At 61.2% G+C, this 21,373-nt stretch carries 14 protein-coding genes; all 14 read right to left on the reverse strand.

All coding sequences use genetic code 11. From position 1 onward, the window contains the following. Positions 1-106 precede the first annotated feature (106 nt). The 14 genes from folK to bchH all read right to left on the reverse strand — a co-directional run bounded on the left by folK (position 107) and on the right by bchH (position 21,363). Positions 107-967 carry a 2-amino-4-hydroxy-6-hydroxymethyldihydropteridine diphosphokinase gene (gene folK, locus GTO89_RS06920; protein ID WP_161261353.1) on the reverse strand — a complete coding sequence of 287 codons (861 nt, stop codon included), beginning with the start codon at positions 965-967 and terminating at the stop codon, positions 107-109. A gap of 21 nt (positions 968-988) precedes the next feature. Continuing rightward, positions 989-2,161: a dihydropteroate synthase gene (gene folP / locus GTO89_RS06925; protein WP_328793876.1), complete on the reverse strand. Its 1,173-nt coding sequence runs from the start codon at positions 2,159-2,161 to the stop codon at positions 989-991. 112 nt (positions 2,162-2,273) lie between these two features. Then, entirely contained in the window at positions 2,274-2,789 is a 516-nt protein-coding gene (locus tag GTO89_RS06930) for an HD domain-containing protein (RefSeq protein WP_161261354.1), read from the reverse strand. A 125-nt stretch (positions 2,790-2,914) separates the two neighbouring features. Beyond that, positions 2,915-4,585 carry a formate--tetrahydrofolate ligase gene (locus GTO89_RS06935; RefSeq protein ID WP_161261355.1) on the reverse strand — a complete coding sequence of 557 codons (1,671 nt, stop codon included), beginning with the start codon at positions 4,583-4,585 and terminating at the stop codon, positions 2,915-2,917. A 165-nt stretch (positions 4,586-4,750) separates the two neighbouring features. Next, positions 4,751-5,146: a thioesterase family protein gene (locus GTO89_RS06940; RefSeq protein WP_161261356.1), complete on the reverse strand. Its 396-nt coding sequence runs from the start codon at positions 5,144-5,146 to the stop codon at positions 4,751-4,753. A gap of 14 nt (positions 5,147-5,160) precedes the next feature. Beyond that, positions 5,161-6,057, reverse strand: coding sequence for a TIGR01777 family oxidoreductase (locus GTO89_RS06945; protein ID WP_235920315.1), 897 nt, complete (start codon positions 6,055-6,057; stop codon positions 5,161-5,163). Positions 6,058-6,270: 213 nt separating this feature from the next. Next, on the reverse strand, positions 6,271-6,504 hold the full coding sequence (locus tag GTO89_RS06950; RefSeq protein WP_161261358.1) for a hypothetical protein: 234 nt from the start codon (positions 6,502-6,504) through the stop codon (positions 6,271-6,273). 104 nt (positions 6,505-6,608) lie between these two features. Then, positions 6,609-8,270 (reverse strand): ABC1 kinase family protein, encoded by a 1,662-nt coding sequence (locus GTO89_RS06955; RefSeq protein ID WP_161261359.1) that lies wholly within the window; start codon positions 8,268-8,270, stop codon positions 6,609-6,611. A gap of 386 nt (positions 8,271-8,656) precedes the next feature. Beyond that, positions 8,657-9,106, reverse strand: coding sequence for a nucleoside-diphosphate kinase (gene ndk, locus GTO89_RS06960; RefSeq protein ID WP_161261360.1), 450 nt, complete (start codon positions 9,104-9,106; stop codon positions 8,657-8,659). A gap of 109 nt (positions 9,107-9,215) precedes the next feature. Continuing rightward, entirely contained in the window at positions 9,216-11,021 is a 1,806-nt protein-coding gene (ftsH, locus tag GTO89_RS06965) for an ATP-dependent zinc metalloprotease FtsH (RefSeq protein ID WP_161261361.1), read from the reverse strand. A gap of 125 nt (positions 11,022-11,146) precedes the next feature. After that, a complete protein-coding gene (tilS, locus tag GTO89_RS06970) occupies positions 11,147-12,550 on the reverse strand; it encodes a tRNA lysidine(34) synthetase TilS (protein ID WP_161261362.1) in 1,404 nt (467 codons plus the stop codon). Between the two features lie 136 nt (positions 12,551-12,686). Then, a complete protein-coding gene (locus GTO89_RS06975) occupies positions 12,687-15,401 on the reverse strand; it encodes a SpoIIE family protein phosphatase (RefSeq protein WP_161261363.1) in 2,715 nt (904 codons plus the stop codon). Positions 15,402-15,764: 363 nt separating this feature from the next. Beyond that, positions 15,765-17,321 carry a phytoene desaturase family protein gene (locus GTO89_RS06980; RefSeq protein ID WP_161261364.1) on the reverse strand — a complete coding sequence of 519 codons (1,557 nt, stop codon included), beginning with the start codon at positions 17,319-17,321 and terminating at the stop codon, positions 15,765-15,767. A gap of 148 nt (positions 17,322-17,469) precedes the next feature. Beyond that, positions 17,470-21,363: a magnesium chelatase subunit H gene (gene bchH / locus GTO89_RS06985; protein WP_161261365.1), complete on the reverse strand. Its 3,894-nt coding sequence runs from the start codon at positions 21,361-21,363 to the stop codon at positions 17,470-17,472. Positions 21,364-21,373: the final 10 nt, after the last annotated feature.

Here is a 21,373-nt window from a genome sequence, read left to right on the forward strand (position 1 = left end):
ACCTGTTGCCCGGGCATAGATACCAACGCGAAGGGGTACCGCTTCCCCCCAGGGGGAATACGGTCCCATGCACGATCCCATGCGATCCGGCCCAAGGAGCAACACCTTATATTGTAATGGAGGCCTTGGGGACATGCAAGACCACATCGGCCTTGTCGGGCAGCCGTTCCAGCAATTCCCTCGTCGTCGGCCCGCCGGGATGACGATGGTCTGGGGCGATCTCGGCGAGCGGGACGAGGACGAATCGCCGTTCGCTCAGATAGGGATGCGGCACCATCAGATTCTCTTCTTCGACGACCGCATCACCATAGAGGAGCAGGTCGAGGTCGATAAGGCGCGGCCCCCACTTGATCAGCCGCACCCGCCCCATGGCCGCTTCCGTCTCCAGAAGGAGCGCCAGGAGTTCCTGCGGCGTCAGCCATGAGAGCAGGCTGGCGGCGCCGTTGAGAAAATCCTCCTGGTCGACGACGCCGACGGGCTTTGTGGCGTACCAGGAGGAGTGGTCGATGACAGCCACGCCGGGCGTTCGCTGGAGCCGGCGCAAGGCGTCGGCCAGATTTTCCGCCCGGTCGCCCATGTTGCTCCCCAAGGCGATGTAACAGCGCGCCGGCGCCGGCCGGTTCAACTCGACAGCCATGGACTGAAACAGGCCGGGCACGGGCGCTTTCGGTTTTTCCACACGAACCTTCAGCCCTTGAACGGCCGGGAAATCGCGGTAGACGGCGACGACGATCGCCTCCGCCACCGCCTCGATGGTGGCTCGCGGCCGTCCCTCCAGGATCGCCCGCACCCGGTTGTATACCTCGCCATAGTGCACCGAGTCTTCGACGGCGTCGCTCTTGCCGGCCCGGCGCAGATCGACATCCAACGCCAGGTCCACCGTAAAGGGCTGCCCCAAGACCTGTTCCTCCGGCAGGGCGCCATGGTAGCCGTAAAAAGACATGCCCCTCATCAGGATGCGATCCATTGTCCTACTCCTCTCCTTCGCTCATCGACGAACCATGGCGTCGGCCATGCGGGCCGCCCGCGCATTGGGCCGCACATCATGAACGCGGACAATGTCAACCCCTTTGGCGATGGCGAGGACCGTCGTGGCCAAGGTTCCTTCCACCCGGTCCAGCGGCGGCAGGTCGAGGGTGCGGGCGATGAGGGACTTGCGCGACGCGCCCAGCAGGATCGGTTTGCCGAGGGAGCGCAACTCGCCGAACCGGTTCATCACATCCAGGTTCTGTTCATAGGTCTTGCCAAAGCCGATGCCGGGATCGACGATGATCGCCTCCGGCGGGATCCCCGCCGCTTCGGCGATCTGAACGCTCTCCGCCAAAAAGGCGACGATCTCGCCCATCAGATCGGTGTACTCCGTGTCGGGACGGTTGTGCATCACCACGACCGGCGCGCCGTAGGCGGCGGCGACAGCGGCCATCTCCGGATCGCGCTGCAACCCCCAGATGTCATTAATGATATGGGCGCCCGCCTCCAAGGCCTGCCGCGCCGTCGCCGCTTTGTAGGTGTCCACAGAAACGGGAACAGGGCAGTGGGCGACGATCTCACGCAAATAGGGCTGGAGCCGCTCCATCTCCTCTTCCGCCGTCAGGGCCGTAAAGCCCGGTCGCGTCGATTCGGCACCCACATCGATGAGATCAGCCCCTTCGGCCACCATCTCCTCCATCCGCCGCAAGGCGTCGCGGACAGAGGGGTAGGAACTGCCGTCAGAAAAACTGTCGGGCGTGACATTGAGGATGCCCATGACGAGGGTTCTCTCCCCCAGAGAAAGCGCTTTCCCCCGGCAGTCCAACCGGTAGGGTCGTCGCTCGCCATAGCGCCGGAGCGTCGCCTCGATCCGATCGGCCAAGCCTTTCAGTCCAAAGGGCTGCATGCGCAGCTTGCGGCAGAGGTCGCGGTACTGCCGTTCAGTGCCCATGAGGATGCAGTCCGTCTCGTCGACGGCGAGGACACAGGTCTGCCGCCGGACGGCGCAGTCGCCGCCCCGGGCCAGCATCTCCTGTTTGAGCAGGTTGGCCGCCTTGGCGGGCACGCCGTTGACGCGGAGGATGCGGTGCACCCCTTTTTCGGCCATGATGGCCGTTCCGGCGGGGTCGCAGCCGATCCCGTCAATCAGTTGCCGGAGCGCTTCGCGGTTCTGCGCTTCGATGATCTGCACCGTTTTGATGGCGATTCCCTCCTAAACACACAAGCGTAACCATAATCCTTCTGCGCCATTTGGGCTTCTTTCTCAGGTATCACAGGCGCTTGTCCTTTTTCATCGCGAAACGCTAGTAGACCAGCCGCTCCTGTTTCATCCGCCAGCGGCAATCCGACTTGCCGCCGCAACGGCAGCAAAGGCGCGAGTGAACGTCCGCCTGGGCCAGAATCGCCCCCAGGAAGCTGTCACTGCGGTTTTTTCCTTTTTTCCGGTGGTTGACGATTGCCTCGGCGATGACGGCGGTCTCGGCCTCACTGAAGCCGCATTCGGCGAGCACGCCCAGGCAGAGACGGGCTCCCACCTCGGCGTGGTCTTCACCATCTTCATACTGCTTCCACTTGCCCATATCGTGGAGGAGCGCGGCGGCGTAGAGGGTCTCCTTGGCCGCAGGGCCCCGTCCGGGATGGCCGAGCGAACGGGCGAAGGCGTCATAGGCCTCCGGCGCCTCGAGGGCGAGGATATAGGCGATGCGCGCCACATCGAGCAGGTGGGCCATGTCATGACGACAGAAGCGGCGGCTCGCTTCCAGTTCTTCGTTGCGGGAAAGGCAGGCGTTAAAGCGTGGGTGATTCAAGATCTGTTGCACTCGTTCCAGCAGTGTCCCCTCCCAGAGCCTCTACCCGGCGGAAAACAAGCATCCCCGGATGGCCCGGGGATGCGCAGGTGGCTGTTGCGGCAGCTGGCGCCGCCGCCCTTTGCGGGCGCGGCGACTTAAAAGAGGCCGACGATCCGCCCGTTTTCATCGATGTCGATGGCGCAGGCGGCCGGTCGTTTCGGCAAGCCGGGCATGGTCATGATCGCGCCGGTGATGGCGACGAGGAAGCCCGCCCCCGCTGACAGGCGCACCTCCCGGACAGTGACGGTAAACCCTTCCGGCCGGCCGGTCTTGGTCATGTCATCGGAAAGGGAGTACTGGGTCTTGGCCATGCAGACCGGCAAGGCGCCATAGCCGAGGTCGGTGAAAGTCTTGATGTGTTTTTCCGCTTCCGTCGTGTAGGCGACCGCCTCGCCGCCGTAGACCTCGCGGACGATGGTGGCGATCTTCTCCTTGATCGGCAGGCTGCTCTCGTAGAGGACGTGAAAGCGGGACGGTTTCGTCTCGATGGCGGCAACGACCTTTTCGGCCAGTTCCCGTCCGCCTTCGCCGCCCTTGGCCCATACCTGGGACAAGGCCACGTCAACGCCCATCTGGCGGCACCGTTCATAGACATAATCCAGTTCTGCCTGTGTGTCTGTCGGGAAGGCGTTGATGGCGATGACGGCGGGCACGCCGAACTTGGCCACGTTCTCAATATGTTTCTCCAGGTTGCCGAAGCCCTTGGCAAGGGCCTCCAGGTTCTCCCGGTTCAGGTCGGCTTTGGCGACGCCGCCATGGGACTTGAGCGCCCGGACGGTGGCGACGATGACGGTGCAGTCCGGTTTCAGGCCGGCAAAGCGGCACTTGAGGTTGAAAAACTTCTCCGCCCCCAGATCGGCGCCGAAACCGGCTTCGGTGACACAATAGTCGCCCAGTTTGAGGGCCAGTTGGGTCGCTGTCACGGAGTTGCAGCCATGGGCGATGTTGGCGAAGGGGCCGCCGTGGACGAAAGCGGGCGTGTGCTCCAGCGTTTGGACGAGGTTGGGCTTGATGGCGTCCTTGAGCAGAACCGCCATCGATCCCTGGGCCTCCAGGTTGGCGGCGGTGACCGGTTTCCCGTCGTAGGTATAGGCGACGACGATCTTGGCGCAGCGGGCTTTCAGGTCCATCAGATCCTTGGAGAGGCAAAGGATGGCCATGATCTCCGAGGCCACGGTGATGTCGAAGCCGGACTCGCGGGGAACGCCGTCGGTGCGACCGCCCAAGCCGACGATGACATTGCGCAGCGCCCGGTCATTCAGGTCTAAAACCCGGCGAAAGACGATCTGCCGGGGATCGATGTTCAGGGGGTTGCCCTGCTGGAGGCTGTTGTCGAGCATGGCGGCGAGCAGGTTGTGCGCCGACGTGATGGCATGGAAATCTCCGGTGAAGTGGAGGTTGATATCCTCCATGGGGACGATTTGGGCATAGCCGCCGCCGGCGGCGCCGCCCTTGACGCCAAAGCTTGGCCCCAGTGAAGGCTCCCGCAGGGCGATGACGACTTTTTTCCCCAGCCGGTGCAAGGCGTCACCGAGACCGACGGTCGTCGTCGTCTTGCCTTCGCCAGCCGGTGTCGGGTTGATGGCCGTGACGAGAATCAGTTTCCCCTCGCGGCGCTCTTTCAACCGGTCAAAGGCCTTCAACGAAATTTTCGCTTTGTAGTTGCCGTAGAGTTCCACTTCATGGTCCGGGATGCCGAGACTGCGCGCCACGTCCATGATGGGCTGCAGCGTCGCCTCCTGGGCGATTTCGATGTCTGTCTTCAAGGGTGGCCCCTCCTACAGTGTGATCATACCTCTAATTTCGGCAACAGGGCCGGTTTTCCTTCCCTGTCGTCATGACAGGCCCCTCGCGGGCGCGTTCCCACGCCCGCCGTCATCGACCTAACCCTATGAACGGTTTCCCCGTGATTCCCGTCGGGGGCGCCTTCGTTATCGCTTCGCCTTGGCCGCCTGTCTCGCCAGAAAGCGTTCCGTCTGAATCACAAAGCGGTGGTGAACGCCTTCGCCGATCTTCTCGGCGTCGTCATAGGCGACAACGGCAAAGACCAGTTTCTTGCCATCCACCTCGGTCAGTTCGGCTTCGGCGCGAACCGTCATCCCTACCGGCGTGGCGGCCAGATGGCTGGCGGCGATGTGGGTCCCCACCGTCGCCATTCCGTCCGGCAAGCGCGGGTCGACTGCGGCCAAGGCCGCTCCTTCCATCAGGCCGATCATGGCCGGCGTCGCATAGACCTCGACACCACCGGAACCATACCGGATCGCCGTGTTGTCGGCAGTGACCTTTTCCTCTTTTGAGCCCTTGAGTCCCACGGTAATGTTGTCCATCATGATGCCTCCTGTCATTGGTAAATGGCCGCCAAGGCCTCATCGATGCGAGGATAGCGGAACCGGCAGCCCCTTTCCATGAGCCGCTTCGGAAGGACGCGCTGGCCCTGTAAGAGCATCTCATCGGCCATCTCGCCGAAAGCCAGCCGGAGCGCAACGGCGGGAACAGGCGCCCAGGCTTTACCGCCCAGTCGCGCCGCCAGGGCATGGCAGAACTCCGCCATGGTGACCGGGTTGGGGCTGCACAGGTTATAAGGGCCGATCATGGCGTCCTCTTGCACCGCCTGATCGATGACGGCGAGCACATCGTCGCGGTGAATCCAGGAGATCCATTGGCGTCCTGAGCCGACGACGCCGCCGAAGCCCAGGCGAAAGGGCCTGTCCATATTCGCCAGCATGCCGCCGCCGGGTCCCAGGACGACACCGAGGCGCAGCCGGATCACCGCGATTCCCAGCAGAGAGGCTTCCTCGGCCTCGGCCTCCCATCGCCGGCAGACATCGGCCAGAAAGCCCCTTCCCGTCCCATCCTCTTCCGTGAAGGTGGCCTTTTCGTCGGTTCCATAATAGCCGACAGCCGACGCGTTGATCAACCGTTGGGGAACCCCTTCGCCCGCGTCCCGCCGTTCTCGACAGGCGGCAACGATCTGGCGCGTCAGGTTCACCCGGCTGCTGACGATGCGGTTCTTTGTCGCCTCCGTCCAGCGACTGCCGCCAATATTTTCCCCCGCCAGGTTGATGACTATTTCCACTCCGTTCAGGGATTCCGCCGGAAAACGGCCATCCCGCATCGACCACCAGCGGATGGGCGAATCTTTTCCCTCGCTCCGCGACAGCACGGACAACTGGTGGCCTTCCGCGAGCAGGTGCTTGACGAGGGCGCCGCCGACAAATCCCGTTCCTCCGGTTACCATGATGTTCACATCGACAACCTCCTTTGTGCTCAAACAACGGGCGGATCGCGCGCCACGCTACGCTCCTTGAAGCGCGGCGTCGCCGGCATTGTACCTGGGGGAGCCCGATGGCCTCATGGGAAGTTTTGCACATGGCCAAAATGAAATAAGGAGCATCGCCCAGGGCGGCTCCTTATCAGTATGATAGCAAATAATGATTTGTATCTGCCCGGATTAGTCCCGGTCAAGATGGCTGAAAAAATGAAAAATAGGATGATGAAAACCGGCTTTGCGTGCTTTCCGTTGGAACTCCTTGAAGGCTTCAATCGCCTCCCGTTTGGCCCGGAGTCGTTCCTTGTCGCCCTTGATGTTGATCGTAAATCCGTCTTCTGTCTCTTTGATGGAAAATTCCCAGGCGCCGAGTGTTTTTGTCTGTTCACATCCACTCAGGTTTTGCGCCTCTGCCATTGTAGCGCTCACCTCCTTTACGTCCATCCAGGGTGTTGGGGAAACCATTTCGTCGGTATGACCGCTGCGAAGATCGCGCGGGTATATAAAATGAATTGAACGCTTTAGAAAGGACCGTATCGGTTAAGGGGTTGGCTGGAATCACGAGGGCGCTGGCGCGAAGACCAGAGCAGGATGGATCCGAACAATGCGCCGATCAGGGCGGCCGCTTCCGCCTCGGCGAAAAAGAGCTGCGTATAAAAGATGGTCGCGCAGATCAGCGATGTCGATGTCAAGATGGCGAGGACGAGCCGGTTGGCCAGGCGGCTCTGGAACATGACCCCTCGCTGGATGTCGCCCAGATTGCTGACTTTGACGTGCAGGTCGCCCAGGTCGGCTTTTTTGAGTGTGCGATGCATCAGCGTCGGCAGTCCGAGCAGGGTGAGTCCGTAACTCTTCGCCCGGTTCAGCAGGATCCCCGTCAGACCGCCATCGGTCTCATCCATGAGCTTTTTGATGTAGGGCGCCGCCACTTCGGCGTCCATCTCTCGGTCGAGACCAAAGGCCACCCCGGTGACCGTGAGGATGGCGCGACCGAGAAAAATCATATGGGCCGGAATCTGCATCGGTTGATCATAGATGAATTCGCGGAGTTCCGAGCCGAGGGGGCCCAGGTTCTTCGTCCGCTCCATCTCCTTCATCTGCTCCGGCGAGTGGTGCTCCAGGAAGAACTCCATGGCTCGTCGCACCAGGTTGCGGTTGGCCGTGGGACGCAGGAAGCCGAGGTTGCCCATGGCTTCCACCATTTTTTCGCTGTCTCGCTCGACAACGGCAAAGAGCATGTTCTTCAAGTTCTCTTTTGCAAGCGGGCTGATTTCCCCCACCATGCCGAAGTCCAGAACGACAAGGGTGCCGTCGGCTTTCGCGTAGAGGTTGCCCTGGTGCGGGTCGGCGTGGAAGAAGCCGTCGTTGACGATCATGTGCAGGAAGAGACGGATGAGGCGCTGTCCCATCTCCTTGCGGTCAATGCCGTTTGCCTCCAAGAATTCATAGTCGTCCACTTTGCGGCCGTCGATGAATTCCATGGTGAGGATGCGGCGGGTGGAATACTTGCTGTAGATCTTCGGTATGTACACGTTCTCGAAGACGGCGAGATTTTTGCGGAAGCGCTCGGCATGGGACGCCTCCAGCCGGTAGTCGAGTTCATCGGAGAAGGTCTGCTGCATCTCCCGGTAGATGGCGTCCATGTCCATCTGACTCGAGATGTCTGTGAAGATCTTGGCCAGGAGCATCGTCAAATGGATGGCTTCAAAGTCAGCCTGGATGATCTCCTGGATGCGGGGGCGCAACACCTTGACCGCCACTTCTTCGCCTGTGGGAAGCAGCGCCCGGTGAACCTGTCCGAGCGAGGCCGCCGCCAAGGGGACGGGATCAAACTCGGTGAAGAGAGCCTCCACCGCCTGCCCGAGGTCTTCGCGGATCGTCTTTTCAATGTGTTCATAGGGCGCAGCGGGAACCGCATCCTGGAGGCGCGAGAGCTCGCCCGTCACTTCGACGGGCAGTACATCGACTCGGGTGGCAAAGAACTGGCCCGCCTTGATCAGGAGGCCTCCCAGTTCGGTCGCCGTCTTGCAGAAGCGGATGCCCATCCGTTGGTAGAGATCAGACCAGCGCTGCTCCCTCTCCGCCCGGTCCAGGCGCCCTTCCCATCGTTTGAGCCACCAAAACCGGATGAAGAAGAAAACAAACATGCTGGTGATCCGCCAGATGCGATAGTATCGATTCATGAAGTCGCTCCTCGATTTTTGCTTCGTTAAAACCTTTTGCGAGCCTGATAGAGGCTGTGAACGGAGCGGATTCGTGACATCATTTGTCGTTGTGTGATAACTGTCATGGTATTTTTAAAGTATAAGGAACGAGCGGGATTTGTAAAGGTTTTTCTAACAGCTTTCACAATTCTGAAACCGGGATATCTAAATCTTATTCGGCCCGTCCCATGGCGATTCCTGCCTGTTCCATTTTCGCAGGCCCGAAGGAAGACAGGTTCAACCATTGATGAAGAGAAGACGCTGCCGATAATTCAGATAATGGGAGGGAATGATTCTATCTTCAACGTTGGCAGACGCAAAAAAAGCCGGCGCGTTACGCGCCGGCCCCCTCATGGATCCATGTTTTATTCGGCGATCCAGGCCTGCAGGGAGCGATCCCATTCCACCAGTTCACCGGCGTTGAAGTAGATGGACAGTTCCCGCTCCGCCGAAGCCGGGGAATCGGATCCGTGGATGATGTTGCGTCCGATATCGACGGCATAGGCGCCGCGGATGGTGCCCGGCGCCGCCTTGGCGGGATTGGTGGCGCCCATCATCTCCCGGGATACGGAGACGACATCCTTGCCTTCCCAGCACATGGCCACAACCGGACCGGAGATGATGTACTCGACAAGGCCCGGGAAAAAGGGCTTGCCCACATGCTCGGCATAGTGCTTTTCGGCCATTTCCTTCGTGAGGCGGAGGAATTTCATGCCCACGAGTTGGAAGCCTTTCTTCTCGAAACGGCTGATGATTTCCCCAATGAGACCGCGCTGTACGCCATCGGGCTTGATCATGAGATAGGTGCGTTCCATTTCTGCTTGTACCCCTTTTTCACAAGATTCTTGAACTTCCCGTCATAAATAAAACCGGGAGCTGAGGCAACGCCCCGGCCCCCGGTATACGGGCCAGGAAACCCTTTGATTACGAGACTTTCTGGATCAGTTCGGTGAACTCGGAGGCCTCGATGGTCTCTTTGTCCATGAGCGTCTGCGCGATCAGGTGAAGCTTGCCCATGTTCTCTTCCAGGAGCTTCTTCGCCTTCTCGTAGGAATCTTCAATGATCCGGCGGGCTTCCTTGTCGATGGAGAAGGCCACCGCCTCGGAGTAGTTGCGGTCACGGGCCAGATCGCGGCCCAGGAATACGGCCTCTTGTTTGTGTCCGAAGGTGAGGGGCCCCAATTCATCGGACATACCGAACTCGGTGATCATCTTGCGCACCAGATCGGTCGCCCGCTCCAGGTCGTTGGATGCGCCGGTGGAGATCTCTTTGAGCACCAGGGCTTCGGCGACACGACCGGCCAGGAGCATGGTCACCTGATCGAGCAGGTGGGACTTGGTCATGTAGTGACGATCTTCCTCCGGCAGGAGCAGGGTATAACCGCCGGCTCTTCCCCTGGGGATGATGGAGATCTTGTGGACGGGGTCGGTATGTTCCAATAGTCCGCCGACGAGCGCATGGCCTGCCTCATGATAGCTGACCAGTTTTTTCTCGAAATCGCTGATCACGCGGGCCTTTTTCTCCGGTCCGGCGATGACCCGTTCGATGGCGTCTTCCAATTCATGCATGCTGATCCGTCTTACCCCGCGCCGGGCGGCCAAGAGCGCCGCCTCGTTGATCATGTTGGCCAAGTCCGCGCCGGTGAAGCCCGGCGTGCGGCGAGCGAGCACGTCAAGGTCGATCGTCTCGTCGAGGGGTTTTCCCTTGGCATGAACGCCAAGGATCTCCTTGCGGCCGCGGATATCGGGCCGGTCAACGACGATCTGGCGATCGAAACGACCGGGACGAAGGAGCGCCGGGTCAAGGATGTCGGGACGGTTTGTGGCGGCGATGATGATGATGCCTTCGTTGGCGGCAAAGCCGTCCATCTCGACGAGCAACTGGTTCAGGGTCTGTTCGCGTTCATCGTGACCGCCGCCCAGGCCGGCGCCGCGCTGGCGACCGACGGCGTCGATCTCGTCGATAAAGACGATACAGGGCGAATTCTTTTTGGCCTGTTCGAAGAGGTCGCGGACGCGCGATGCGCCGACACCGACGAACATCTCGACGAAGTCAGAGCCGGAGATGCTGAAGAAAGGAACGCCCGCCTCACCGGCGACGGCGCGGGCCAGCAGCGTCTTGCCCGTCCCCGGAGGGCCGAACAGCAGCACCCCTTTGGGGATCTTGGCGCCCAATTCAACGAACTTCTTCGGATGCTTCAGGAACTCAACGACCTCCTGCAGCTCTTCCTTCACCTCGTCAGCGCCGGCGACATCCTCGAAGGTCACCTTTTTCTTGTCATCGGTGTGCAGCTTGGCTCGGCTCTTGCCGAATTGCATCACCCGTGAGCCACCGCCCTGGGTTTGCTGCATCATAAAGAAGAAGAGACCGACAAGGACCAGGATGGGCAGCAGTGTCGAGAAGAGCCCTGTCCACCAGGGAGGCTCTGGCGCCCGTTCCTGGTTGAAGGGGATCTGCTTGTCAAGGGCCATGTCGGTGACCCGTTTGATATCAATGGGTCCGACAGTGGTGAACTTGCCGCCATCGGCCTTGACGCCGCTGATCTCTGTGCGATCCCGCTCAGAGACGGCGGTCAGTTCCTTGATCTGATCCCTGACGAGCAACTGATAAAACTGCGTATAAGTGATCTGTTCCTTCGCCGGTTCCGGCGTCTTGGTCACCCGTAACACGGATATGGCCAAGAGAACGATGAGGATGTAGATTGCCAAGTTTTTGACGATCCGGCTCACGTGTAACCTCCTCCCACTGCCTCGATCCCGCTCTGGGAAATGGGCTTCCGGCGGTGGATCAGTCAGCGAGTTTTTGGAAAAAATCGGCCATTCTCAGCTATTGTAGCACAGGACGAAGCGCCATATCAAATACTTTTGCCTTGCCAACGAAGGGCGATGACAGGTGTCGTCTCCCCTGTCGCAAGATACCTTCGGTCGGGTCGATATCCGATGATCCAGAGTACCTCCTCTCCTGCTGACAATAAGGGGATCTTCTGTCGGATACTCCGGGGCGCCTTCTGGTCGATGAGGTAGTCTTTGACTTTTTTTCGCCCCGCCCCTCCTGCGGGGTAAAAGCAGTCACCCGGTCTCCTGCTGCGGACAACCAACGGCCCAAGGGTCAGCGCCGATGGTTCGAGACAGAGTTGCCGTTCATCCGCTTCGGCGGGCTCCATGTCTTCCATGCGATCCCACCGGGCGATGCGCATCCTTCCGCCAAACTCCGGCATTGCAATCACTTGCCACTGCCCGGGCGCGTCCGGCGTCGGCAACTCGTGGGAAACGGCGAAATCTCCCTTCCAGGGAAGGTCCTTGTACAGCCGAAGCCGTCCGGCTTCGCTGACAAGGGTGCAACCGCCCACCTGATCGACAGGACCGCTTTTTCCCTGCCGCTCTGACAAGCGCCGCAGGATCGACTCTGTCTTTTCAAAGCCGGGGGCTTGGCTGGCGGTTCCCGGCGCTGCCTCGATAAAGCCGCGGAGGACGCGGCGTCGGATGGCCATGGGCAGGGCCGCCAGGCCTTGTTCATCGAGTCCCCCTTGTTCGGTCAGCCGGATCATTTCCTGGCGACTCACGTCATCCAGGTAATCGGCGTCATCGACATAGAGGCGGCTCATCCGTCCGACCGACTCGGCGAAACGGGGATTATAACTATGCAACAATGGGATCAACTCATGGCGGATCCGATTGCGCGTATAGAGGGTGGAGTCATTGCTGGCGTCATGGCGCCATTCCTGTCGCTCCGTCCGGAGAAAGCGCTCTAGCTCGCGCCGTCGAACGGAAAGGAGCGGCCGGATGTAAGGGCCGCGCCGGATCGGCATTCCCGCCAATCCCCGGAGGCCGCTGCCCCTCAACAGATGGAACAGAACCGTCTCCACCTGATCGTCGGCATGATGGCCAAGGGCGATCCGGTCAGCGCGAGCGCTATGGGCGGCGCGCTGCAAGAAATCGTAGCGCAGCCGTCTGGCGGCCTCCATCTTCGACCCCGGCTCCCGTCGCCACCACCCTTCCGGCGCCCGCTCCCGATAGAAGGGGAGGCCGAGTCGCTCCGTCAGCGCAGCCACAAAGGCCTCGTCGCCGTCGGACTCTTCCCCGCGCAGGGCGTGGTTGTAGTGGGCCACAGACAGCTTCAGATCCAGTTGTGGCGCCGCTTGATGGAACAGCAGCAAGAGGCTGATCGAGTCAATTCCGCCGGATACGGCGACGAGGACGCCTTGGCCTCGTTCCACCAGATGGCGCTGGCAGAGGTTCTCAAGAAAATGATGAAGCAATCCGGTCACCTTGCTGGAGAGATTATCGTATGTGCATCGTATGTGGTTACTTTCTACATGGATTCACGTTTCCCTGCCCGCTCCGGCGAAATTCGCCTAGTCCTTATCTTCTCCGAAAAATCAGGCGAACAAACCCCTATCCCCTTTCCTCTCTCCCGGACAGGGCGACGACGACGACACTGCAATCGTCCCTTGCCTTGCCCCCGCCCAATCGGATCGCTTCCAGGAGGATCTGGTCGGCCAAGGCCTGCGGATCGGCCGTGGCGTCACGCTCCAGCCAGGATATCAACCAGTCATCGCCTTCACCGGCGGGCTTGTCGCCATACCCCCGGCTGCTGTGGCCCTTGCCTCCCCGGTTTGCGCCGGGCCGTGTCGCCTCGACGATGCCGTCGCTGACCAGAATCAGCCGGTCGCCGGGCAGCATGGCCAGGCTGAGCGATTCCACCTCCACATTCTTCAAAATGCCCAGCGGCAGCGACGACTGACGGAGGACTTGCACGCGCCTTCCCCGTTTCAGGTAGCTGGACGAAGCGCCCAGCTTGAAGATCTCCGCCTCCGCTGATGCCAGATCGATCATGGCCATGTCAACGGTGGCGAAAGACTCCTCCTCTGTCGCCAGGGCGACCAGCGCGTTTACGGAGCGCAAGGCTTCGCCGGGGTGAACGCCCATGCGGCACAGGTGTTCCAACAGAGACAGGGTGGCGCTGCTCTCCCGAGCGGCCCTCGGCCCCACACCCGAGCCGTCGCTGAGGGCGACGACCATTCGCGACGCCGGCGCTTCCCACCGGCCGACCGAGTCGCCGCTTACGGCGCTGCCGTGGCGGGCAGCCTGCGCTATGCCGACATCGAACCCGTAGGGACGGACAGGGATCAGGCTAAAGAGGCACCGCCCGGGAGCGCCGCTGCGACAATCGGACTTGCCCACGATAAAGGTCTGTCCGAGCACTTCGGCGGCCGCCGCCGCCGCATGTTCCGCGCAAGGCCATGCGCCGGAACAGCCCTTTCCTTCGACAAAAATCCGCCATTGACCGTTCTCGCCTTGCTCCTTGATGGTTTTGAGGCGGAATCCGCGTTCTTCCAGCGCTTTGGCCAACCGCGCCCCCTTTTTTTCTGACGGCGACGCCTGTTCTACGCCCTGGGCCAGCGACGCCATCCATCCGGCCAATCCCCGAAAGTGGGCGCTGACGAGATGCCGGCCTTCGCTGAGCCTGCGTCGCCAGTAGCGATCGACCTCCACCGTCTCCAGCAGGCATCCGATGGTGGCCGACAACTCGGCCAGGCGCGCGCAGCGCCGCGCCAGCTGGGGGGTCAACGATTTGGCCGTTACCTGACCTCTCTCCTCCACCTGTTGGAGGATCTCGTTCAGGTATTGTCGCGTCCGCTCGGCGTCCCGTTCCCAACAAAGCCCGTAACTGGGGCAGGGTTTGCAGACCCGTTCGGCGATGGTCAACAGGATGGGCTCCCACGGTTTGTCTCCCGTCGCAGGCGCCGGCTCGGCGATCTCTTCGAAGGTGACAGCCATTTGCCCGATCATGCGTCCCATCTCGTCCAACTTGGCGCTGACCGGCACAGCCGGTTCGGCGAGGACGAGCTCTTTTTTTCGAGATGACAGGCGCTGCCGGAGAACTTGGATCCAGCGGGAAGGCCAGAGGATGAGCAACAGGCCGGCTACGGCCGCTTCCAACATCAGCGCTCGCACATCCTGGGAGTTGGCCATATATATGGAAAGCAGGAGATGGCCCGACAAAAAGCCGCCGATCACCCCCGGTTTCGCCCAGGGACGAAACAAGCCTGCCAACAGTCCGGACAGCGCCAACAGGGCCAGGGAGGACGGAGCGCCGAAGACGGCTAATGAAGGGAGCAGTCCGAGGGCAACGCCAACGGCGGCGCCGGCGCCCGGCCCCAGCGCGTAGGCGCCAAGCAGGACGCTGAATTTGGCGATCGTCCCGGTCAGCGAGAGCCCGAAAAACGACTCCTGCGGCAGGCCGAGCAGCAACAACAGGCCGACGACGACCATGCAGGCCTGTTCGTCCCGGTTCCAGGTCCGCCCTGCCGGGGATTCGAGCGTGTTTTCTGCTGTCGCCACGATCACGACGGCGACAGAGGAAAAGAGCCCCTCAAAAGCGACGAGCACGGCGCTGTAGAGGGATGGGGTCAACCAGGCGACGGCGACCCCTTCCACGCTCCAGATGGTCAACGCGGTGATCACGGCCAGGAGGGTCACCGAGGGTGGGCGCCGCTTCGCGACCATCGCCGTCACCGCGGCAACAGCCAGCCATGCCGTCAGTTGCGTCGCCGGGCGAAGCCCCAGGGGATCCGGGGACAGGGCCGACGGTTCCGGCGCGAGGCGCCCCGAGTACCACCCCGCCGCTGTGGCCGTCACACTCCAGAGCAGCATCCCCGGCCGGCGCGCCGCCGTGACGGCCAGCGCCGCCGGCGCTGCCGCCGCCAATCCGCCGAGCAGGGTTCCGCGAGCGAGCAGGAAAACGCCGACCCACCAGAGCCAGACGCGGATGTCTTTGCCGAAGACCAACCATTTGCGCCAGCCTTTGGCGACCCCTGCCGACAGCGCGCCGGCGCTTTGCAGTGTCTTCCCCGTCGATTGCTTCACCCTGCTGGTGATGGCCTTGACCGACGCAGCAAGCGCGACGCCCCCCTTCGCGCCGGCGCCAGAACTCGCTTTTTGGGCATGGCCGCTTGCCGTTCCCATGGGGAATGTCGCCGTTCCCGGCGTCTGTCGCCCTGTTCCCCCCGTCTTTGCCGGCGATCCTGGCGTCAGTGCCGCAACCACCCGGACGAACCAAGCGACCCATCGACGGCTCTTCTCGCTTCGCCCATCACGCGTTGGCACCCGTTCCCGACGAAAAGGATAAACTTTCGGCTCATCCCACAATCTTCATCCCCCGTTTCGCCTTTGCCATTTGGTATCTTTTTCCATTATACCTGCCGGCGCAAGCGAAAAATGTCGGGGGGGACGGCGTCCAATGGCAAAATTTTCGTGTCCTTTTTACAGAAACTTCGCCTGAAAAATCATTGTTTTGCCTTATTCGTGCTCTCCGCAGTAAAAAAAAATGGCCGCGATGGCAATCGCGACCTCTGTTCGGCTGCTTATTCGTTTATTGTATCCCTTCGTTACGCCTGTCGTTGATGGTCGTCCGCCCATATCCGCAATAAAGTGACTGATGGCGCCCTTCCGTCAGATCGGCGAGCCGGTTTAAAAGGTCGCCGCTACCCCAGCAGCGACATGGCGACGCTCTTTCATGACCAAGCCGCTGTCCTTCATCACCTGTTCGGAAACGAGCTTCCCGCAGACGAGGACAACGGGCACGCCGCCGCCGGGATGGACGCTGGCGCCGGAGAAGTAAAGATTGCTCACCTTCTCCGACTTGATGCTCGGGCGGAAGTAACCGGACTGGAAGAGCGTCGGCGCGAGGCCGAAGCAGGCGCCGTGGTAGACGTTGAAGCGCTTCTGGAACGTCTCGGGCGTGTAGACCCGCTCAAACTCAATGTGTTGGCTCAGGTCGGTCAGGCCCCACTGCTCCAACCGCTTGAGGACCAGTTCGCGGTAACGGGCGGTCTCTTTTTTCCAGTCGATGCCGTGATCCAGGTTGGGCACCGGCACGAGGACATAGATGACCTCTTTTCCTGGCGGCGCCACCGTGTCGTCATACCGGGTCGGCGAGTAGACATACATGGCCGGCTCTTCCGGCAGGACGTGAGCGTTGAACAGTTCGTCCATGCTCTTTTTGTAGTCCGGCGTAAAGTAGATGTTGTGGATGTGCAGATTGTCGTAGCGCTTGTTGACGCCCAGATACAGCATAAAGGCGCCCATCGTGTTCTCCATGCGGGCCAGTTTCTCGGGCGTGTACTTGCCCTGGTAGGCCGGCTCGACCAGTTTTTCCATCGTCGTCGGAAAATCGACGTTGGAGATCACCACATCGGCGGCGATCTCCTCGCCGCTGGCCAGGCGGACGCCGCGCGCCCGTCCGTTTTCGATGCGGATCTGGGCGACTTCGGCGTTGCAGCGGATGACGCCGCCGAATTCGCCGAGGAGGCGGCCCAAGGCCTTGGCGATGGCGTTCATGCCGCCCTTCGGATACCAGACGCCGCTCAAGCCGTGTTCCACATAGGCGATCAACGTGTAGATGGACGGGGCGTCAAAGGGCGAGATCCCCAGATAGATGGCCTGGAAGGTCATGGCAATGCGCAGGCGTTCATCTTTGATGAAGCGGGCGATGTCGTCATACATGTTGTTGAGGGTCTTCAACTGCAGCATGGCCGCCAAGGTTTCAGGGTTGAAAAAGTCGGAGGGCTTAACAAAGGCCTTTTCGATGAAATGATTACGGGCATACATGTACCGCTTGTTGATCTGTGCGAGGTAGCGCAGATAGCCGTCCACGTCGTCCGGATTCAACGCACGGATCTCGTCAAGGAGTTTTTTCATATCGCTGGAAGGGGTCAGGCGGGTTCCGTCGGTAAAATGCAGGTTGTAGCAGGGATCGACGCGGATCAGTTCCAAGTAATCGCCGATGTCCCGCCCGTGATCCTGGAAGAACTGTTCAAAGACATCGTTCATCATCAGAATGGTCGGTCCGATGTCGATGGTGTATCCTTCCGCCTCGATCGCGCTCAGACGTCCACCCAACGCCGGTTCTTTTTCCAGCACCGTCACATCCCAGCCCTGAGCGGCCAGACGAACAGCAGCGCTTAAACCGCCGGCGCCGGCGCCGACCACGACGACTTTACCGTGGTTCCTTGTCGTTTGTTTCACGCCAAATTCTCCCCTATCCTGTGCAAACGTTTTTTGTCTCGATTTCGAAGAAGAGCGGCAAGGGCAACAGGTTCTCCCCGTCGCGCCGCTGCCGCTCCTTTAGGCCTTGGCATCCTGCAGACGTAGCATCCGTAACCTCTATGTCTGATCAGGCCGGAACGCTGACCCCTTCGATCTCATCCTCGATGTCTTGGTAAATCTCCATCAATTTATCCAGCTTCTCGTCATCGGCCTCCCAGAATCCGCGGCGGTTGGCCTCTAAAAGCCGCCGAACGATCCCGCGCAGGGCGTGGGCGTTCAGTTCCTTCAAACGGTTGCGCATCGTTTCATCGGTGATGTAGACGTCAGTGATCTCGTCGTAGACCCAGTTGTCGACGGCATCCGTGGTGGCGCTCCAGCCGAAGGTGTTGTCGACGCGGGACTGGATCTCGCGGACCCCTTCATAGCCGTGCTTGAGCATGCCTTCATACCACTTTGGATTGAGCGTCTTGGTCCGCGTCTCAAAACGGACCATCTCGTCCAGGTTGCGGATCTGCACCTTCGGTGTCGTCGTGTCGGCGACGAGCACGTTGGGCTTTTCGCCGCGAATGCTCTTGACTGCCGCCGAGACGCCGCCCAGGTACTCGTAGTAGTGGTCGATGTCGACGATGCCCACCTCAGAGGAGTCCACATTCTGGAAGCTCGTGTCCACATTGGAGAGGGCGGAGCGGTAAATCTCGTCGGCTACCTCGCCGCGGACCTGTTTGCCGTAGGCGAAGCCTTTGCGCTTGATGAAGGTGTCGGCCAACTCGCCGGCTTCCTCCCAGGCGCTGTTTTCGACCATCTGGTTGACGTTGCCGCCATAGCTGCCCGGCGCGTTGGAGAAGACGCGCGTCGCCGCCTGTTCGATGGGGATGTTCATCTCCTGGGACTGAGCGAGGGCGTGTTTGCGGATATAGTTCATATCAGAGGATTCGTCGGCGGTGGCCGCCGTTTTGACCGCCTCGTCGAGAAGTTCCATCTGATTCTGGAAGAGGTCGCGGAAGATGCCGGAGACGGTGACGACCACGTCGATGCGAGGCCGGCCCAACTCCTCCAGGGGGATGAGACGCAAGCGGGTCATGCGGCCCAGGTCGTCGGGCACCGGTTTGACGCCCATCAGCGCCATCGCTTGGGCGATGCCTTCGCCATAGGTCTTGATGTTGTCGGTTCCCCAGAGGACGACGGCGATCGACTCGGGGTAGGCGCCGTTGGCGTCGTAGAGTTTTTGCAGCATCATCTCGGCGACCCGCTGTCCGGCGCGAACCGCGACAGAGGTGGGGATCGCCTGGGGATCGAGGGCATGGATGTTGTGGCCCGTCGGCAGCGTCTTCGGGTTGCGGACGGGGTCGCCGCCCGGTCCCGGCTTGATGTACTCGCCGTCAAGGGCCTTAATGAGGCCGTTGACCTCTTCGGCGAGAATGATGTCCTTGAGGACATCCTGCAAGTAGACGAAGGTGCGCGCCGCCGCCGTGATGTCGACTTCCACGCCGCTCTGCACCCGTTCGAGGAGGAAGGCCTGCATGGCCTTGGCGGCGATCGTTTCCGACTTGCCGCGCAGGAAGCTGAACCGTCCGCGCTCATCTTTCTGGAGAAACTCGGCGATCATCTTCTGGATCCCCTGCTGCACCGCCTGGCGCACCACTTCCAGCTTTTCGATAGACGCCTGTTCGCCCAGCTCTGCGCGCCGCTCCAGGTCGTTGAAGGGGATGCCCATGGCCTCGGAGGCGAGGGCGGCCAGGGAGCGGATGCCTTTTTCCGGGCGGTCAAAGTAACTGATGGCCGAGAGATAGTCGCCCAGGGTCTGGGCCTGGGGCGCCTCACCGAGGATGTGCAGGCCCGTCGGGATGAGGCGGTTTTCCAGATCGGTCAGGTAGACGTAAAGCTTGCCGATGAACTCCTGGCCCGGTTCTTTCGTCAGCGGCACATCCTTGTCGAGGTGCAGGGCCAGGACTTTTTCGATGATCGTCTCCAGGATCGACTCGCCGCGGGCGTTGTGGCGGTTTTCCCCCCACATGCTGATCAGGTCCTTCAGATCCCGCAGGTCCTTGTAGAGGCCGGCGTTCTCCGCCGGCGGCGTCAGGTAGGAGACAAGGGTGGCGGCGCTTCGCCGTTTGGCGATGGTCGCCTCAGAGGGGTTGTTGACGCTGTAGAGGTAGAAGTTGGGCACCGGTCCCAGCAGACGGTCTGGCCAGCAGTACTCGGTCATGCCCACCTGGTGTCCGGGCATGAACTCCAGGGCGCCGTGGGTGCCGAAGTGGAGCAGCGCGTCGGCCTGGTAGACCTTGTCGAGCCAGCGGTAGAAGGTGGCGAAGCCGTGGTGGGGACAGGCGTTGCGGGTGAAGAGCAGTTTGATCGGGTCGCTCTCATAACCGAAAGAGGGCTGCACGCCGATAAAGACGTTGCCGAGACGGCGGCCAAAGACGAGCAGGTCCTGGCCGTCTGTGTTCAGTTCGCCCGGCGCCGGTCCCCAGGTGTCGGCGATCTGTTTCCAGTAGGGGTTGATCTTCTCGTACTCTTCCACAGTCACGCGGCCGCCCACATGCAGGTTGGCCGAAGGGAGCATGGACTCCTCGTCTTCGATGATCATCTTGATCAGCGCTTCGGGGCTCTCGGGAAGCTCGACCGTGTACCCTTCCTCGCGGAGGCGGCAGAGTAGGTTGTAAAGGGATTTGAAGACGTCCAGATAGGCGGCCGTCCCCACGTTCCCCTTGTCCGGCGGGAAGCTGAAGAGGACGATGCCCAGCTTTTTGTCGGCTTTCGCCGTCGTGCGCAGCCGGATCATGCGCCGCATCCGTTCGGTCAGCAGTTCGATCCGCTCGGGGATGGGAATCGCCTTGGAGGCGCCGTGAACGGCGTAACCGCTGTAGACGGTGGGGGCGACGAGGCCGTCCAATTCGGGGATGGCCACGTTCAAGGCGACCTGGACCGGGTTGAGGCCCGACAGGTCGGACTTCCACTCGTCGATGGTTTGAAACTCCAGGGGGATGGCCGAGAGGTAGGGCACGCCGAGGGCCGAGAGGACCTTGACGGCGCTTTCGGCGTCATTGGAGGCCGGGCCGCCGACGAGGCTGAAGGAGGTGAGGGTGATCACACCGTCAACCTGGCGCAGGTCGCCTTTGCCCATGAACATGTGCTCCACCACATGGCGGTAGTCGAGTCCCTTGGCGATGCCGGGGACGACGCCAAGCCCCTTCGCTTCGAGGGAGCGGATGACCGCGTCGTAATGGTCATGGTTGTCGGCGAGGAGGCTCGTGCGCAGGACGATCAGGCCGACGCGCAGTTCCGACGGCGCGTGACGGCGATACCACTCCTCATACTCGGCGCGGCTGGTGAACCAGCAGTCCGAATCGGGATGGTAGATCCCCTCTTCAGCGTATTCGACCGGGGCGTCAAAGGAGATGTCCGCTTCCGGCGCAAAGTACTGTTTCGCCAGCATGAGCACCATGTTGCCCAGGTTTTTCGGCGATCCGTTGAGCCAGTAGAGGTAGCAGAGCATGTAGGAACGCAGGTCCTGCATCTTGCCGGGTATGTATTTTAAGAGTTTGGGCACGGTGCGGACGAGGGTCATCATCACGTCCGTGTTCATGGGCGGACCGGATTTTTTAGTTTGCGCTTCTTCTGTGTCGGTCGTCTTCTTGAAGCGCTTAATAATGTTCATGTATTCGTTGGACTGTTCGCTGCCCATCTTGAAACCGCCCATGCGGGTCAGCTTCATCAGTTCCGGCATGGCGTTGACGACGACCACCGCCGGCACCTGCTGGCCTTCCTTGCGGATCACGTCGGCGATGGTGCGGGCGATGTCGTCGACAAAGACGTGACCGACGAAGAGCAGGTCGGCGTTCAGCACGGCTTGACGGAACTCTTCGATCTTGGCCTTCTCTTTCAGCTCGTGCACGCAGAAGGAGGTGACGCTGATCTCGATGGGTTGGGTGCGATTGCTCGCCTCGATGGATCGGCTGAATGCGCTGCAGATCTGCCGTTCCAGATAGACATGGACAAACCGCATGACCTTTTTCGACATAGACTATCCC

The organism is Heliomicrobium gestii (assembly GCF_009877435.1).
GTDB lineage: Bacteria > Bacillota > Desulfitobacteriia > Heliobacteriales > Heliobacteriaceae > Heliomicrobium > Heliomicrobium gestii.

Coding starts and splice junctions, on each gene's coding strand:
- folK (WP_161261353.1), bottom strand. CDS start 967: ATGGATCGCATCCTGATGAGGGGCATGTCTTTTTACGGCTACCATGGC.
- GTO89_RS06940 (WP_161261356.1), bottom strand. CDS start 5,146: ATGGACAACATTACCGTGGGACTCAAGGGCTCAAAAGAGGAAAAGGTC.
- GTO89_RS06945 (WP_235920315.1), bottom strand. CDS start 6,057: ATGGTAACCGGAGGAACGGGATTTGTCGGCGGCGCCCTCGTCAAGCAC.
- GTO89_RS06950 (WP_161261358.1), bottom strand. CDS start 6,504: ATGGCAGAGGCGCAAAACCTGAGTGGATGTGAACAGACAAAAACACTC.
- GTO89_RS06955 (WP_161261359.1), bottom strand. CDS start 8,270: ATGAATCGATACTATCGCATCTGGCGGATCACCAGCATGTTTGTTTTC.
- ndk (WP_161261360.1), bottom strand. CDS start 9,106: ATGGAACGCACCTATCTCATGATCAAGCCCGATGGCGTACAGCGCGGT.
- bchH (WP_161261365.1), bottom strand. CDS start 21,363: ATGTCGAAAAAGGTCATGCGGTTTGTCCATGTCTATCTGGAACGGCAG.